The organism is Salmonella sp. 2020_1395 (assembly GCF_043848115.1).
Lineage (GTDB): Bacteria > Pseudomonadota > Gammaproteobacteria > Enterobacterales > Enterobacteriaceae > Salmonella > Salmonella enterica.
The window spans coordinates 38,620-55,249 of record NZ_JBCMFH010000010.1 but is presented as its reverse complement, the minus strand read 5'-3'; the positions used below and the strand labels follow the sequence as shown (position 1 = coordinate 55,249).

Here is a 16,630-nt window from a genome sequence, read left to right as displayed (position 1 = left end):
GACTTAAAGGTTGTTGTATATGCACTTCTGGCGCACGAAAGGCACCTTAACTGCCGATAAAGCCCGCGTCAAGATGGCCCTCCCCCAGCCACAACGGGGGTCTACAGCGAAACGCCCCGTTGAAGCCAAACATTAGGACAACATATTTACCAGAACTTCTTCATTTACCTGATTAATTGTTCAACCTTTGGCACAATTTGTGCGCTGGATCGCGCTGTGAGATCGTAATTGTAAATATCTGTACGATATTGCATACGTCCATCTGCGCCGACAAACGCGGTCAGATAGTAAAGATTTACTGGAATGTTCTGCCGGATATTGACATACCGCGTGTCGCCTTGCTTCAGGGCGCCTGAGATCCGCGCATCGTTCCAGCCAGCATCCTGCAAGAGCATATTCGCCAGCTCAGAGGCCTTATTGACCCGCACGCAGCCGGAACTTAACGCCCTGGCGTCACGCTGAAAGAGAGTATGGTTAGGCGTATCGTGCAGATAGATCGCATCTGAGCTCGGCATATTAAATTTATAACGCCCCAGCGAATTGTGCGCGCCTGGCGCCTGCTGGAAACGGAACGGAAGATTCGATGGCGTAATGGTGGTCCAGTCAACCTGCCACGGATCGATCGCTTCTTTGCTGTTCCAGCCGCGCATCACGGTGTAGCCATGGCGCTCCAGATAGCCTGGGTCATTCCACACCTTCGGTAAAATGTCTTTACGCGCAAGCGTGGGCGGAACGTTCCACGGCGGGTTCACCACCACATTATTCAGCGCGCTGCTCATCATCGGCGTTTTACGATCGGGACGCCCGACGATCACCCTCGAAGCCAGCACCTGGTTGCCATTCTGATAGTAGACCAGCGAATAAGCGGGAATGTTTACCATAATACCGGTAGAGAGTTCCGCCGGCAGCAGGCGTAAACGTTGGATATTCAGTGCCAGTACGCCTGCGCGTTGCGCGGGGGTCATATTAAGCCAGTTACGCGTCGCCGGGCCAATAACGCCATCCGCCCCCAGCCCTTGCCATGCCTGAAAACGCTTTACCGCCTCGACCAGTTCACGATCGTAGGCGCGTGCCGCCGGAGCCGGCTTACTACGGCGGGCCGTTTGTTCGTCGACCGGCTGCGCCACCGATGTTTCGTCGACCACGGCGGAGGGGCTGACGACGGCGCTATCAGCAGTGTTATCGCCCGGTAAGGCTATCTTTGGACCGCCATCCAGCATCCCCGTACGCTGTAATATTTCGCGCAGCGCAGGCACATCGTTACTCCATTGCCCCGGGCGCAGCGTCGCGGTATTGGCCAACTGCGGCCACGGGCGAGAGTCCGCCACCAGCTTCAGCAACGCGTCATGCATGGGCGCATACTGTGGATGCTGCGGCGCCAGGCTGGCGACAAACATCGGCAACTGGCCCTCTTCCAGCGCGATTTGCCACTGGTTAATCACCGAGACTGGCGGCGTCGCCAATGCGTAAGGTTTGTTGCTATATAACCAGCGCTGGCCTTTGACGGGGATATTCGCAATGAAATGGAGATAGCCCATCATGGCGTCTGACAACACAACATCGCGCGCCATACCGTTTACGGCGGGATCGGTCAACAATGCCACCCAGGCGGTAAACTGCGGCTGGAATCCGGCAATCGCCACCTCCGCCAACTGTTGCTGGAAGGCTTTCACCGCATCGCGATTATCCCACATGGGCTTCATGTCGCGCGCGGCATACAGCAATGTCAGTTGGCTCATATAAACCGGCGTATAGCCGGAAGGAAGCTGCGACTGTAAATCAGCCCGGACTTTCTCGGCTGAAACGCCCTCCGGCAGCGGCTGAATCCCGGCCATAATCGCCGTCGCGGCGGATTGCTTCTGCGGCCCAGCCTGATCCGTCGCGGCAACGGCGCTATCGCCAGGTATCATTTCAGGCTCATCGGCCTGCGCATTGAACAGTGGAGCGAATGTTACGGCCAGGCATAAACTGATTGCCGACAGACAACGACCACACATCTTATTAAGCAACATCCCTTGCCCCCTGTTTTCGTTATCATACTCCGCATGACTGCGCTGCCCGCAGCGCGGGTCAACCGCAACCAATGCTTTTGTTTAGTATGACGAGTCAGCCTGCTCACTCGTCAGGCTTAACTCCAGTATATAAAGTTCGTTACGTTTTTGCCTAACCTAATGTAAAGAAGTTTAAAGAAAATGCACTACCCGGAGAGATTTTTCAGATAAAGAAAAAGGCGGCTTTCGCCGCCCCAGGCTAATGATAAAACAGAACTTGTTGTGCCGGATGGCGGCGTAACCGACTTATCCGGCCTTGCCTGATAAGCGAGGCGCCATCAGGCACGTCATCGTTTCTGCCGTGTTTAACTCGCTTCTGAAGGCGTATCTTCCGTCTGCGTACCGGGAAGCGTTTCCGGAAGCTGCGGCGCAAAGCCACGCAGCCCGACAACATGAACATGCTCAGTATTCTGAAACACTTTACGCACCAGTTTATACGTCGTGCCCTTCTCCGGACTGATGTTTTCCGGCGCAGCGATGATGAGCTGCATCTGCAAACGTTCACATAGTTCAAACAGCGTGGCGATAGAACGCGCATCCAGACGCGCCGCTTCATCGAGGAACAGCAGGCGACATGGCGAAATATCTTTCCCGCGCAGTCTGCGCGCTTCGTCTTCCCAGCTTTGCACCACCATCACCAGAATTGACATCCCGGTCCCGATAGCTTCCCCCGTTGATAGCGCGCCGGATTCCGCACGCAGCCAGCCGTCGGACCCACGGTTAACTTCAACTTCCATTTCCAGATAGTTACGGTAGTCCAGCAGCTCCTCGCCGATGGTCTGCGGCGTGCGTTGCCCCATATCGATCTGCGGATTCAGACGCTGGTACAGTTTCGCCAGCGCTTCGGAGAAGGTCAGACGATTGCTGTTAAACAGATCCTGGTGCTGCTCCTGCTGTTCTGAAAGCACATCCAGCAAGGTGGCATGCGTTTCACGCACGTTGACGTTTAACCGCACGCTATTCACCTGGCCAAACGAGACGCTTTGCAACCCCTGGTTCAGCATACGGATACGGTTCTGCTCACGCTGGATAGTCTTGCGGATAATGTTTGCCACGCTGCGGGAACTGATCGCTAGCTTTTGCTCACGCGATGTCAGCTCTTCCGTCAGACGGCTCAGCTCAATCTCCATTTGTTCAATGGCTTCAACCGGATCGTCGGTACGAATAATATCCTGACGAATACGCTCGCGCAGATGCTGGTAAACGGCCACAAAGAACTGGATTTTACGTTCCGGGCGTTTCGGATCTTCCGACAGACGCAATACGTCGCGCAGATGTTCGTTATCCGCGACGGCCAGGCGCAGCGCGCCCAACGCCTTATCCGACATGGAGCGCAGTTCATCCGCCGACAGATAAGCCAGCTCACGACGGTGCAGACGGCGTTCCACGCCATTGTCTTTCACCATCCGCATGACTGCGCACCAGCCGGCTTTCGCGGTCACAACCTGCTCGCGCATTTCATGATAATCGCGCTCCAGCTTGCGCAGTTTACGGGTCAGGTTCTCCATCTCCGCTTCGCAGAAGGTGAGCGCTTTCTCAAGCTGATTGCGACGCGAACGGTTATTGCTCAACTGGGCGTGCAGTTCATCGCGACGCTGGCGGGCACGCTCTTCCGCCCCGCTGTCGGCGCGAACGCCAATATCCTGTAATTCGCGCTGCAAATCGTTAAGCAGCTCTTTTTTCGTGTCGTAAGAGCTTTTTAGCGAGGCCAGGACCTGGCTGTACTGACTTAACTGCGCGGCATGGCTGCGCAGCGCTTCGCGGGCGCGGGTACGCTCGGCTTCCGCCTGCTCCAGCCGCTGGCGCAGCTTTTCGTTGAGATCGCTGTTGCCGCTCAGCATTTCCGCCGAGTCGGAATAGCTGAAATGCGCCCGACGTTCGACGACTTCAGCCAGCGCAAAAGCCTGCTGGCGCGCGTCGCGCTGCATTTGCTGCGACCATGCATAGTCTTCTTTTAACTGCTCAAACTGTTCCGGATCGCTTTGCAGAACGGAAACCACCGGCTCCAGTTTGGCTAACTGGTTGCCATATTGCTGCACAAATCGCGCCGCTTCCTGCGCCTCATCCAACCGTTCCTGAATTTCATCGACCCGATCGGCCAGCGTTTCATCGGCCAATAAATTCAGCCGCGGCAGCAAACGGTTAAGCGCGGAAACGCCCTCTTTCGCCTGCTCAAACTGAAGGCGCTGCTGCTGGTTGTCGTTTTCATGCGTCGCCAGCGCGCGCTCCAGCTCGACGCGACGCCCGTTCAGTCGGCGAATTTCCGCTTCCGGATCGTCCTCAAAAGCGACGGAAAGGTGGCTGCCGATAAAACGGCTGAACGCCTGGTGCAAACGCTGGGTTTTCTGCACGTCAAACGAGAGCGTGGCAAAACGCTCGGAAAGCACTTCCCGTTCCGCATGGAGACTTTCAATACGGTTCTCGCGCGCCGCACGGCCAAAAATAGGCAGCGACGGGAAACGCGAATAACGCCACTGACGGTCGGCAATTTTCACGACCACCGCCTTTTCCAGCTCGTCAACGCTGAATACGCTGTCATCAAAAGACTGCGGATCGCCTTCGATCAGGTACAGATCTTCCGGGCAGTCGGTCAGACCTTCAAGCTGTTCGGCTATTTGCGATAAATCCGGTACGACGATCGCATGGCGCGACGGGCCATACAGTGCGGAAAAGTACGGCGCATCTTCAAGGCTGACATCATCGTAGATTTCCGACAGCAGTACCCCGCCAAAACGCTCCGCCAGCGCATTCAAACGCTGGTCTTCCGCGCCGCCCGGCTGGCTTAAACGTTCGATCTCTTCATCAACCGCATTTTTACGCGCGCCCACTTCGTCGCGTTCGACAATGGCTTCGCGCTCACGCTCCAGTAGCTGTTGCAGGTATTCGGTCACTTCCTGGCTGGACGTAAACTCCTCGCCGCACTGTTCGCTAAGCTGGTTCAGGCTGTTTTGCGCCGCCAGCCAGACGGGCGCACGCCGCATCAGATGTTGAATACGCGACTGAAGCTGTTCCTGTTCCTGACGCAAGGCCATACGCTGTTCGCTGGCTGACGACACGCTATCAGACAAGGACGCGATGCGGGCTTCCAGCTCCTGATGCAGCGCTTCCAGTTCGTCAATATCAAAATTTTTGCCCTGTCGCTTACAGAACTCCGCCAGCAGACGTTCCGCCTCTTGCTGCTCGCGCAGCCGCTGTTCCAGTTCGCTCAGGCGCATCCGCAGCGGCTGTACCTGTTCCGCCAGATGACGCTGGTTCACGCCGTCCCGTAACAGCTCGCGCGCCACGTCCCAGGCTTCGCTACGCGCCAGCGGGCCGTTGATCGCCGCTACCAACTGATAAGCCTGCTCAAACTGACTGTGCGCGGTTTGCGCCACGCTCATCTTTTGTTCCAACGACAGCAGTTTTTCCGTAGCTTCCTGCTCTTTTGCCTGGAAAGTATCCAGCCATTCGGCGGCGCTTTCCGGCGTTAGATCCGGTAGATGGCAAAGTTCTTTAGCGCGGGCAAGCGCTGATATCGCCTGGTTATACTGAATCGCGCGCGTTTGCTGTACATCCAGCGCCTGCTGGTAATCCGCAAGCTGGCTTTTGAGTTCATCGACTTCCAGCTCGGCGGCTTCGGCACGCGCTTCATTTTCGTCCTGCATTTCGGCGGCTTCCGCCACCACTTCATTTTGCTCTTCGAGTCGAATCTGCAGCTCTTCAAGATCCGCTTCGTAGCGTTCAATTTTTTCCTGCTGGCGCAGCGCGGTTTGCACCAGATTCAGGTGATCGCTCGCCGCCTGGTAATCCGCTTCAAGAGAACCTTCGGCGCCGTTATGTTCGCCCAACTCACGGGCCATATCGACGTGCTTGTACTGCTCCGCCGCCAGTTGTTTGCGCGATGTGTACAGTTCGCGTCGAAACGCCAACGCCTGATCAAGGTGAACCCGACGCTCATTGGCGTGGCGCATATAATCCGCCGCCACATAATCGGTGGCTTCGCTGATCAAATGCTTAAACAGATCGCGATCGGATTGGGTAACACGAATCGCTTCCAGCGTGAGTCGGTTCTCGCGCAGCGCCGCTTCCATATCCTGGAATGCCTTGCGCACGCCGCTGTTTTCCGGCAATAAATAATCGCGCAGCGATCGGGTAATGGCGCTGGAGATCCCGCCGTACAGCGAGGCCTCTATCAAACGATAGAATTTACTACGATCGGAAGCGGAACGCAGACGACGGGCGATAATCCCTAAGTCAAACATCAGCGAATGATAATCGGTGATGGAGTTAAACTGCTTAAACTGCACGCCTTCCATCTCGTCAAGCTTGTCTTTCAGCTCAGCAAGCGACAGTACGCGCGCCTGACGTTCGTTTAATGTCTCCGTCACCAGTTGTGTCGGCTGTACCGACATCGGCAGCCCCTGGATAGCGAACGGTTTGATGTCCACTTTGCGATCGCGCCCAGCGACCTGCTGCAGACGCACGCCGACCACCACCCGCTGATGGCGGGAATTAATGGTGTCGAGCATGGAGTAACAGACGCCCGCCTTCAGCTTACCGTGCAGACCTTTATCGCGCGAACCGCTGGTGGCGCCGGCTTCCGTGGTGTTACGAAAGTGCAGTAATGTGAGATCCGGGATCAGCGCCGTGACGAACGCCGCCATCGTCGTGGATTTCCCGGCGCCGTTGCCCCCGGATAACGTCGTGACCAGTTCATCCAGGTCAAAAGTGCGAGCAAAAAAACCGTTCCAGTTAATCAGCGTTAGCGAGCGAAATTTACCGCGTTCAATCATTATTCTTCCTCTCCACTGTCCGGCTGATTCTCTTCGGTCTCATCATTAAGTTGCAGATGGTTTTCAATGGGCATCGCTTCCCCGTCGCGGATAAGACGACGTTGCGCCTCGCGAGGATCGTCGCCGGCGCGGACATCCGCGCCAAAGCGGAAGACCGATTCGGTAATGCGGAATTTGCTGCTGTCGTGGCCCATAAACCATACCATGCCCAAACGACGCAGGCGGTTCAAAGAAGAACGCACCTTTTCCTGCAGTTTCTGACGATCAACGTCAGATCCCGTCGAGCGGTTATTCACCAGCTTTAGCAGTTTGGCTTCGTCCGCAAGGGTAAGCAGCTCGTCGTACAACTCTTGCTGAGTAAAGATCCCTTCGTTGGCCAGACGCTCCGGGCTAAGATAGAGGTAGCAGAGAATTTTACCGACCATCATATCCAGTTCGGATAACACCGAGCGCGGGATAAGCGTGGTAGAACGCGGACGCAGGTAGAAGAATCCCTCCGGCGCGCGGATCAGTTCCACGTTATAACGCGCGTAAAACTCTTCCAGATATTCCTGAAAATCCATCAGAAAGGCATGATTATCCAGTTCGTCCAGCCCGATGTGGCGGCCCGAACGTAATGCGCTATCCAGCGCCGGAAATAACGGATTCGCCAGCGCCTGCGCCAGCTTAACCGGCATCACTTGTTCAATATTTGTCAATGACATGCGCCTGTACCTTGGCTCCGTAATCATTAATCGGCTGCCATTTGGCTGGCAGTCCGGTGAAATCTGCTTGCGCTACGCCAAGACGTACCGCTTGATCGATAACAATACGCGCCACGTCGAAATGACGCGCGCGCGGGTATTGCGCCAGATACTCGCGCACCACCAGCCCAAGATCCAGTGGCGTTTGTCTGGTTTTGTAGATAGCCAGCTGTTCTTCAATGATGGCCGCTAACTGCTCGCGGATCTCGTTAAACTCTTCATATTCCAGATCCGGCGGCAACTCCCCGGTGACTTCATCGTCACGCAACGCCATCTCTTCATCGCGCATATCCAGCAGACGATCGGCATTCGCGTAGGTTAGCGCCCACGGATCGTCAAAATAAGTCTGCACGGACTGGCGCAACCGCTGGGCGAAGACACGGTTTTTATCCATATCGATCGCGGTACGGATAAATTTATGCACGTGACGATCGTAGCCGATCCATAAATCAATAGACTGCTGACCCCAACTGATAATGCGGTCAAGTTTACTTTGTAAGTCAAACACCAGCCTGTCGACAAAATGCAGATCGTCGTGCGTCATCGTGGCATCCTGAATGCGCAGCAGGTTAGCCTGCAGCTTATCGCCCGCCGCCTCCAGCGTATCCTGCAACTCGCGCAGCGTACCGGACGTTTCGGAAAGCAGCAGTTCACAGCTGGAAATCGCCGCCCGCCAGTCTTTATTCAGCAGTTGTGCGATATCGTCTTTCACCTGCTGCTGCTGTTCATCCATGATGCGCTGGGTGAGATCGATACTGTCGAAAATCTCCGCCACCGAATATTTCAATGGCGCGTAAACGTTGCGATGCCAGTGGAACTCATCGCCACCCTCCGCTGCCGCATCCGCCGCGCGCTTCAATTCGCCGGCCACAATCGACAACTGCATAGAAAGACGCAGCGTAGAGAATTCGCGTTGACGAATGTAGTAATCGGTGATGCCAATCCCGAGCGGGGTTAATCGGTAAATCGCATTGCCTTCCGCCTGCTCGCTGGTAAAGCGGTTCAGCAGACGTTGACGCACCATATCGTTAATCGCGTTGTTCGCGCGCACGCCGATGGTTTCGCTGGTTTGCTCAAACGCATCACTCACATGGCGGAATGCATCCACCAGCTCGCCTTCACTCATCTCGCCGTCAAGGCGTTCGCCGTTCAACGTGGCGACCGCCAGCAGAAAGGAAAGTCTGTCTACCGGCAGCGAGATGGAAAAGTCGTTTTTTCTGGCCCAGGCAACCAGTTCGGGGACTGTCTGGGAAAATTCACTCATAGGTTATCCTTGCATCTGCGGCTAGCGCCGGGCTTTTAATCGCGGTGACATGAATGTAGCGCCCAAGGCTAATATACGGCTCCTGGCGGCAATAACGCGTTTCCAGTTCGACCAGGGTCTCATAACAGTCACGCTGCTGGTGTTTTTCACGCAGATAATCATGAAACACACGCACGCCGGTTTTACCGGTAATCTGCCAGCCAATCGCCTCCAGCCACTGGTACACCTGCGCGGGGTCGCGCGGGTAGTCAGGCGACAGCGTGCGCTTCTTGCGTTTAGGCATCCCCGCCTGCACGTAGTCAAAATTACCCGCCACCATATTGTGCATCAGCAAACCGTTAGCGTTATAGAACATCAACGACAGCGCGCCGCCAGGGCGCAATACTGACCAGAGCGTTTCTAATACGCCGACAGGATCGGCTACCCACTCCAGCACAGCATGAAACAATATCAGATCAACCGGGCTTTCCAAATGCGAAGCGACGTCCTGAGCCGGGCATTGTATAAAATGCATGTCTTTGCTCACACCTTTTGCCTCGGCCGCCTGCCGCGCGCGGGCGATCATTTCGCCAGACAGATCGCATAACGTCACCTGATGGCCGCGTTCCGCCATCTTAATCGCCGTTTGCCCTTCGCCGCCGCCGGCATCCAGTACCCGCAGTTTTCGCCCGCCAATCTCCTCCAGCACGCGCTCCAGGTCTTGCCACAGAATGGCTTGCCGCAGCTGTCCTTTGGTCGTGCCGTAAATGTTACGGGAAAACTTTTCAGCAATGTCATCAAAATTGCGATCCTGCATCGGACTCTCCACAGGCTGGCTCAGGCGTTATCTGATAAAACCGCTATTTTGTCACAGCCGCGGCGAGAATGAACCTGTCTGGTGTAATATCACCGTTAATCCTCCGCTATATGGTTAAAAAAGGAACCAAAAAGGATGCTTTTTACGCTAAAGAAAGTGATTGGCGGTATGTTATTGCCGCTTCCGCTGATGTTGCTGATCATTGGTGTCGGCCTGGCGCTGCTCTGGTTTAGCCGCTTTCAGAAGACCGGAAAAGTATTTATCAGCGTAGGTTGGCTGGCGCTATTGCTATTAAGCCTGCAACCCGTTTCCGACCATTTGCTGCGTCCGATAGAAAACCGCTACCCTACCTGGCAGGGTCCGCAAAAGGTGGAATATATTGTGGTTCTCGGCGGCGGCTATACCTGGAACCCGCAGTGGGCGCCGAGCTCTAATTTAATTAACAACAGCTTGCCGCGGCTGGCGGAAGGCATCCGGCTGTGGCGCGCGAATCCGGGAGCAAAGCTGATTTTTACCGGCGGCGTAGCAAAAACCAATACGGTAAGCACGGCGGAAGTCGGTGCGCGGGTGGCGCAGTCGCTGGGCGTACCGCGTAGCGATATTATTACGCTGGATAAGCCAAAAGATACGGAAGAAGAAGCCGTCGCCGTTAAGCAGGCCATCGGCGACGCCCCTTTCCTGTTGGTAACCTCCGCCTCGCATTTGCCGCGTGCGATGATTTTCTTTCAGCATGCCGGGCTGAATCCGCTTCCCGCGCCGGCGAATCAGTTGGCGATCGATTCGCCGCTCAATCCCTGGGAGCGGGCAATTCCGTCCCCGGTCTGGCTGATGCACAGCGATCGCGCTGGGTATGAAACCTTAGGACGACTTTGGCAATGGCTGAAAGGCATATCAGGCAAGCCAGGGGAGTAATGATTTCGCCGCCAGATCAAAATTGGTACGGTTAAAACGTCCGGTATTGACCAATTGCGCAACCTCGTCCCACAGCACATAGAGCCAACGCCGCCAGATGAATGACTCCGCCACTGGCGCGCGTTGCAGATAATGCCAAAGCAATCCCTCCGCCAATGGATTATCCATCAGGCGAAACAGTTCGAACTCTCTCGGCGCCCACAGCATCAGCCCGGGGCCGACCATCGCCAGAAGCTGATCGCTACGGGCGTCTTTAAGCATACTGCGCAGGCAGAAGTTGCCATGCACCAGTACGCAGTTGTCGTTAAACCCTTCAAATAACGAAGGAAGACATTCTCTGGTACGAAACAGAATGCGTCTGTCCTGCATCGTCAGGCCGGTATTGCTGAACTGATTTAGCGTCGTCCACAGCACCTCCACCCGCTGACGATACCAGGAAGGCCAGATATTCTCCTGAGTATGGTCTACGGCGCCAACGCAACCGCGGCTATCCTGCCGATGCCAGGCTAACAATCCTTCGACAATCTGATCTTTTAGCTGTTCCCAGCGTTCCGGAGTGCGCGCCGGCGCCTCGACCGGCACACCGCGCAGTCGTTCCAGTAGCAGCACATCCGGACCAGGATGCTCTTCATGCGTCAATACGCCATAGATTACCGGCATCCTCACCGTACCGCTACGCGCCAGCATTGAGGTTTTCCATGCCAGTTGCTGCGCAACGCCAGGAGTGGTAAAACTTCGCGCCATCAGCGGCATCGGATTTCCCTGGCTGTCATATAATGACCACAATGCGGAATCCGCTTTCTCATTCACGCACTCTATACGGCTAAGTTTTTCACCCAACAAATGACTGAGTTCGGCCCGCAACTGTTCCATTCCAGATTACCCCCATTAGTGCTACTGCTTTAATAATGAGCGTCGTATGGACAGATGTCACCCGTATCAGATCAAGGGAAGAAAAGAAAAATGAGGAAAATCGTAACGGTACGAGAAAGCCGCCACTGATGAGCAGACGTGAGTATTCATCTTTGCGCTATCATACCGCGCTGTTCATGACCGTCTAAGACGATCATGAACAGGATCATGTTAACGCATTTCAGCGCGTACGCGCTCCAGGTCGTCGGCGGTGTCTACGCCCGTGCCGGGCACCGCTTTGGCGACGGCGACATGAATTTTTTCGCCGTACCACAGCACACGGAGTTGCTCCAGCATTTCAATATGTTCCAGCGGGCTGGGTTGCCAGCTCACGTAACGGCGGATAAATCCCGCGCGATAGCCGTAAATACCCAAGTGACGCAGGCAAGTATCCCCTACCGTTTCCAGACTTTTTGCAAAGCGGTCGCGATCCCAGGGAATCGTCGCTCGGGAAAAGTAAAGCGCATAGCCTTCGGCATCCAACACGACTTTTACCGCATTCGGGTTAAACGCTTCTTCGGCGCTGTGAATCGGCACCGCCAGCGTCGCCATGCCAACCTGGCGCTGCGCCAGATTTTCCGCGACCTGGCGAATAATAACCGCCGGGATCATCGGCTCATCGCCCTGAACGTTCACAATAACGGTATCGTCGCTGAATCCGCACTTCTCTACCACTTCCGCCAACCGTTCGGTGCCGGACTGGTGATCGGCGCGCGTCATGCACACTTCGCCGCCAGCCGCTTCTACCGCACGAGCCACGTCTTCATGATCGGTCGCGACAATAATGCGTTCCGCGCCAGATTCGCGCGCCCGCTCCAGGACATGAACAATCATGGGCTTACCATTAATATCCACTAATGGTTTGCCTGGCAGTCGGGTAGATGAAAAACGGGCCGGAATGATGACGACGAAACTCATGATTTACTCTCATCAGATGTCAGGGCGCGAGCTTCATTTTCCAGCAATACAGGAATGCCGTCGCGTAACGGGAAAGCGAGATTATCCAGTTTGCAAATTAATTCTTGCTGTTCCTGGTTATACCAGAGTTTGCCGTTACATACCGGGCAGGCGATGATTTCAAGCAGACGATGATCCATAGTTCCTCCAGATGGACCGGATTGTGAATCCTTCAATATTAACATAATCGGTTATGGTGCAGGGTCTATTTCCCAGCCATGACGCATGGCGCTAAACAGGCCTGGCGGACATTGTCCCAGCGTCACGCGCGATGCCCGTTGCCAGGCAGCAAACGCGCTAATCGCCTGCCAGATTCCTTTTTGCAGATTAACGCCAGGACGAATATCGTCCTCCAGATACAGCGAGATAACCTCAAGCACCCCTGTTTTACGATGCATTTTGGCATCCATTCGCCCGACTAAACGGCCCTGGTATAATAGCGGCAGCACAAAATAACCGTACTGGCGCTTCGCCGCAGGCGTATAACATTCCAGCCGATAGTTAAATCCGAAAAGCTGCGCTGCCCGCTTGCGATCCCATACCACAGGATCGAAAGGCGACAGCACTGCGCTATGGGTCGCCTTTAAGGCGTTATTCAGCGCCGTTTCAAGCTGCGAAAGAAGATCGGCATGAAGCCACATCCGCCCCAACGTTTCCACCTCGACCGGAATAATCTGCTGCTGTTCCGCCCGGCTCTCCCGCCATCCCTTCAGGTCAGGACGTTTCAGGCGGTAGTAATCCGCCAGCCACTGTTCACGGAAAATCCCCAGACTGCGCGCGCTATTATCCAGCATCAGGCTTTCCGCCTGCGACTGTGACAGTCCATCGCGTTCATCATCCCAGTCCGGCATCACACGGGGCGTTAAATCATATACACGTTGAAAATTACGCCGCTCAACAACCATGACTTTTCCGGCGGTAAATAAACCCTCAAGGTGGCGTTTATGTGGTTTCCATTCCCACCAGCCGCTGACGCCTTTCTGCGCATGTTCAAAATCGGCAGAACGCACCGGACCGTGCTCCTGAATATGCCGCACTAGCTGTTCTATTTCTTCCGCGTGCTCATGCATCCATGCCGCGCGATATTTCCAGCCCATCTTTTCCGGCGACAGCATACGATGGCGGATAAGTTTAAAGTCGCGGCGTGGTAAGAAACAGGCCTCATGCGCCCAGTATTCCATTAACTCGCCGCGTCGCAGCGCCTCATCCAGCCAGGCCTGCGGGTACGAACCGAGACGGCTAAACAGCACCAGATAGGGGCTACGTGCGACAACATTGATGGTATCAATTTGCAGCAACGCCATGCGTGAGATGGCGGCAAGAACATCGCCAGGCAGCGCGTTACGGCGCGGCTTTTTCAATAGCCCCTGCGCAGCAAGGTGAAGACAACGGGCCTGGGAAAGAGAAAGGTACGGCAATGACATTCATGACTCCATAAATTCATCACTGCCGCTGCATTGGGGGACGCTAGCGAACCAGCGAGGTGATATGTTGAAGCAACTTATCAGGCTGCTCACCGGACAAATGCGCATCAACCGGTAAGAACCACCAGTTATCTTCGGCAAAAGCACGGCATTTCACCGCGTCTTTTTCCGTCATTACCAGGGTCTGCCCTTCACCGACCAACGCCTGAACGTCAGCAGGGGCGAGCGTTTGATGATCGGCCAGCGGGACGCACTTTTGCGGATGCGCGCCACAGGCTTCCAGCGTGGCGAAAAAGCGCGGCGGATGACCGATGCCCGCCATCGCCACAATATTGCTCAGTTGCGCCACATCGCAACGCGCTCCCGTACGTAAGTTCACCGCCAGTCCAGGCGCTAGCTGCATGGGGATTTCGCCAGCCCGGGCGACGCCGCCATTCACGATAGCGGCGTCTACGGTTTTCAGGCGACTGGCGCGCTCGCGCATAGGACCGGCAGGAAGCCACCAGCCGTTGCCAAAACGGCGCACCCCGTCAATCACCACAATTTCAATATCTCGCGCGAGTCGGTAATGCTGCAACCCATCGTCAGTGATAATAATCTGCACATTATGCGCCGCCAGAATCGCTTTCACCGCCGCGGCGCGTTCAGGCGCTACCGCGACAGGCGCGCCGGTCCGTTGATAAATCAATACCGGTTCATCTCCCGCTTCTGCGGTTGTCGTCTCCGGCGTCAGAAGTAGCGGATAAGCGGCAGCTTTCCCGCCGTAGCCGCGGGAAACGACCCCCACGCGCACGCCACGCTGTTGCAGCTTTTCCACCAGCCAAATAACTACGGGGGTTTTACCGTTACCGCCAGCCGTAAGATTCCCTACCACAACCACCGGTACTGGCGCTCGCCAGGCGCGTTTCAAACCAAGCTTATAGCTCAGACGAATCGCCCCGCTCACCAGGCCATACAGCCAGGAGAGCGGCAGCAGTAACCGCCATAGCGGGGACTCACCCGACCAGATACGCGCAATCATTGGCCAAATTGCATCTTATGTAGCTGGGCGTAAACGCCGTGTTGCGCCAGCAGCTCGCTATGAGTGCCGCGCTCAACGATAATGCCGTCTTCGACCACAACGATCTCATCCGCCTGTTCGATGGTGGAGAGACGGTGCGCAATCACCAGAGAGGTACGGTTTTTCTGCAGCTCATCCAACGCTGCCTGAATCGCACGTTCAGATTCGGTATCCAGCGCGGACGTAGCTTCATCAAGGATCAGAATCGGGCTGTCGCGCAGTAAGGCGCGGGCAATCGCGATACGCTGGCGTTGACCGCCGGAAAGCAGCACGCCGTTTTCGCCGATGATGGTATCCAGGCCATTATCCATCTTGTTGATAAAGTCCATGGCATAGGCCATGCGCGCCGCCTCTTCAATCTGCTCGCGGCTGTATTCTTCCGTCCGGGCATAAGCAATGTTATTGGCGACCGTGTCGTTAAACAGATGTACGTTTTGCGAAACCAGCGCCACCTGATTACGTAGAGAGGCCAGAGTGTATTCGCGTAGATCGTGACCATCCATCAGGATGTGTCCTTCATCAATATCGTAGAAACGGGTGATCAGACTGGCGATAGTTGATTTACCCGATCCGGAACGCCCCACCAGCGCCACGGTTTTCCCGGCAGGAATTTTCAAATTGATGTTACGCAATGCCGGCACTTCACGGCCCGGGTAAGTAAACGTCACATTGCGGAATTCGAGATCGCCGGTCGCGCGGTCAATGACACGTTTACCTTCATCTTTCTCCTGTTCGCTGTCCAGAATCGCAAACAACGTCTGACAAGCCGCCATCCCACGCTGGAACTGCGCGTTAACGTTTGTCAGCGATTTTAATGGACGCATCAGCGCGATCATGGAGGAGAACACCACGGTGATGGTCCCAGCCGTCAGGCTATCCATTACGCTTGGGAAGCTCGCAGCATAGAGGACAAACGCCAGCGCCAGCGAGGCAATGAGCTGAATGATAGGATCGGAAATTGACGAGGCAGAGACCATTTTCATGCCTTGCAGTCGCATCTTATTGCTGACTTTATCAAAGCGTTTAGTTTCGACTTCCTGACCGCCAAAAATCAGTACCTCTTTGTGTCCTTTCAGCATTTGTTCAGCGCTGGTAGTCACTTGTCCCATCGTGTTCTGCATATTTTTACTGATGCTGCGGAACCGCTTTGAGACAACGCGAATTGCAATCGACACAATCGGCGCTAAAACAACCAGGATGATCGACAGCTGCCAGCTGTAATAGAACATCATGATAAACAATCCGATGATCGATGCCCCTTCACGCACCACGGTAATCAGCGCGCCAGATGAAGAAGAGGCAACCTGTTCTGAATCGTATGTAATACGCGACAGCAGCGTACCGGTAGACTGTTTATCAAAGAAAGCGACGGGCATTCCCATCATATGGCCAAACAGGCGACGGCGCATGGTCATTACCACCTTGCCTGACACCCATGAAATACAGTAGCTGGAGATATAGCTAGTGATGCCTCGTAATATCATCAGCCCAATAACCACCAGCGGCATCCACAGCAACACTGAGCGATCCGTTTTACCGAAACCATCATCCAGTAATGGCTTGAGGAGCGATAGCATGAAGGTATCGCTGGCTGCGTTGAGAATTAACGCTATGCCCGCCACGATCAGACCTGCTTTAAAAGGCGCTATGGTTGGCCACAGTCGGCGGAAGGTCTGCCACGTAGAGAGATCTTTATCGTTATGCATTCAAAAAACCAGCATTTGTTGAAATAGCCGCAT

12 protein-coding genes are annotated in these 16,630 nt (G+C 55.2%); 1 reads left to right on the top strand and 11 read right to left on the bottom strand.

Going from position 1 to position 16,630, the window contains the following annotated elements; genetic code table 11:
• Positions 1-164: 164 nt before the first annotated feature.
• The 5 genes from ldtD to cmoM form a co-directional block, all read right to left on the bottom strand.
• On the bottom strand, positions 165-2,012 hold the full coding sequence (ldtD, locus tag ACH0WD_RS16685; protein WP_000925879.1) for a L,D-transpeptidase: 1,848 nt from the start codon (positions 2,010-2,012) through the stop codon (positions 165-167).
• A gap of 344 nt (positions 2,013-2,356) precedes the next feature.
• Entirely contained in the window at positions 2,357-6,823 is a 4,467-nt protein-coding gene (mukB, locus tag ACH0WD_RS16680; protein ID WP_000572743.1) for a chromosome partition protein MukB, read from the bottom strand.
• Positions 6,823-7,527 (bottom strand): chromosome partition protein MukE, encoded by a 705-nt coding sequence (gene mukE, locus ACH0WD_RS16675; protein WP_000060024.1) that lies wholly within the window; start codon positions 7,525-7,527, stop codon positions 6,823-6,825. The genes mukB and mukE overlap by 1 nt, the downstream gene beginning before the upstream one ends.
• Entirely contained in the window at positions 7,508-8,830 is a 1,323-nt protein-coding gene (gene mukF / locus ACH0WD_RS16670; RefSeq protein ID WP_001288828.1) for a chromosome partition protein MukF, read from the bottom strand. Before mukF ends, mukE begins: the two co-directional genes overlap by 20 nt.
• Complete coding sequence (gene cmoM / locus ACH0WD_RS16665) at positions 8,823-9,626, bottom strand: tRNA uridine 5-oxyacetic acid(34) methyltransferase CmoM (protein WP_001154032.1); 804 nt, start codon at positions 9,624-9,626, stop codon at positions 8,823-8,825. Before cmoM ends, mukF begins: the two co-directional genes overlap by 8 nt.
• Positions 9,627-9,761: 135 nt before the next feature.
• Here cmoM and elyC point away from each other — a divergent pair, with 135 nt between their 5' ends.
• Positions 9,762-10,538: an envelope biogenesis factor ElyC gene (gene elyC, locus ACH0WD_RS16660; protein ID WP_000899551.1), complete on the top strand. Its 777-nt coding sequence runs from the start codon at positions 9,762-9,764 to the stop codon at positions 10,536-10,538.
• Here elyC and ACH0WD_RS16655 read toward each other — a convergent pair.
• The 6 genes from ACH0WD_RS16655 to msbA all read right to left on the bottom strand — a co-directional run bounded on the left by ACH0WD_RS16655 (position 10,518) and on the right by msbA (position 16,597).
• Positions 10,518-11,411, bottom strand: coding sequence for a YcbJ family phosphotransferase (locus ACH0WD_RS16655; RefSeq protein ID WP_000436894.1), 894 nt, complete (start codon positions 11,409-11,411; stop codon positions 10,518-10,520). The genes elyC and ACH0WD_RS16655 overlap by 21 nt on opposite strands.
• A gap of 210 nt (positions 11,412-11,621) precedes the next feature.
• Positions 11,622-12,368 carry a 3-deoxy-manno-octulosonate cytidylyltransferase gene (gene kdsB, locus ACH0WD_RS16650; protein ID WP_000011576.1) on the bottom strand — a complete coding sequence of 249 codons (747 nt, stop codon included), beginning with the start codon at positions 12,366-12,368 and terminating at the stop codon, positions 11,622-11,624.
• A complete protein-coding gene (ycaR, locus tag ACH0WD_RS16645) occupies positions 12,365-12,547 on the bottom strand; it encodes a protein YcaR (RefSeq protein WP_000350061.1) in 183 nt (60 codons plus the stop codon). The genes kdsB and ycaR overlap by 4 nt, the downstream gene beginning before the upstream one ends.
• A gap of 51 nt (positions 12,548-12,598) precedes the next feature.
• The gene (locus tag ACH0WD_RS16640; protein ID WP_000056914.1) at positions 12,599-13,831 is read right to left on the bottom strand and encodes a winged helix-turn-helix domain-containing protein; all 1,233 of its coding nucleotides are present in this window, start codon (positions 13,829-13,831) and stop codon (positions 12,599-12,601) included.
• A 43-nt stretch (positions 13,832-13,874) separates the two neighbouring features.
• On the bottom strand, positions 13,875-14,852 hold the full coding sequence (lpxK, locus tag ACH0WD_RS16635) for a tetraacyldisaccharide 4'-kinase (RefSeq protein ID WP_000561696.1): 978 nt from the start codon (positions 14,850-14,852) through the stop codon (positions 13,875-13,877).
• Entirely contained in the window at positions 14,849-16,597 is a 1,749-nt protein-coding gene (gene msbA, locus ACH0WD_RS16630; RefSeq protein WP_000551246.1) for a lipid A ABC transporter ATP-binding protein/permease MsbA, read from the bottom strand. The genes lpxK and msbA overlap by 4 nt, the downstream gene beginning before the upstream one ends.
• Positions 16,598-16,630 lie beyond the last annotated feature (33 nt).

Coding starts and splice junctions, on each gene's coding strand:
- ldtD (WP_000925879.1), bottom strand. CDS start 2,012: ATGTTGCTTAATAAGATGTGTGGTCGTTGTCTGTCGGCAATCAGTTTA.
- msbA (WP_000551246.1), bottom strand. CDS start 16,597: ATGCATAACGATAAAGATCTCTCTACGTGGCAGACCTTCCGCCGACTG.
- mukF (WP_001288828.1), bottom strand. CDS start 8,830: ATGAGTGAATTTTCCCAGACAGTCCCCGAACTGGTTGCCTGGGCCAGA.
- mukE (WP_000060024.1), bottom strand. CDS start 7,527: ATGTCATTGACAAATATTGAACAAGTGATGCCGGTTAAGCTGGCGCAG.
- cmoM (WP_001154032.1), bottom strand. CDS start 9,626: ATGCAGGATCGCAATTTTGATGACATTGCTGAAAAGTTTTCCCGTAAC.
- ycaR (WP_000350061.1), bottom strand. CDS start 12,547: ATGGATCATCGTCTGCTTGAAATCATCGCCTGCCCGGTATGTAACGGC.
- lpxK (WP_000561696.1), bottom strand. CDS start 14,852: ATGATTGCGCGTATCTGGTCGGGTGAGTCCCCGCTATGGCGGTTACTG.
- elyC (WP_000899551.1), top strand. CDS start 9,762: ATGCTTTTTACGCTAAAGAAAGTGATTGGCGGTATGTTATTGCCGCTT.
- ACH0WD_RS16640 (WP_000056914.1), bottom strand. CDS start 13,831: ATGTCATTGCCGTACCTTTCTCTTTCCCAGGCCCGTTGTCTTCACCTT.
- ACH0WD_RS16655 (WP_000436894.1), bottom strand. CDS start 11,411: ATGGAACAGTTGCGGGCCGAACTCAGTCATTTGTTGGGTGAAAAACTT.
- kdsB (WP_000011576.1), bottom strand. CDS start 12,368: ATGAGTTTCGTCGTCATCATTCCGGCCCGTTTTTCATCTACCCGACTG.
- mukB (WP_000572743.1), bottom strand. CDS start 6,823: ATGATTGAACGCGGTAAATTTCGCTCGCTAACGCTGATTAACTGGAAC.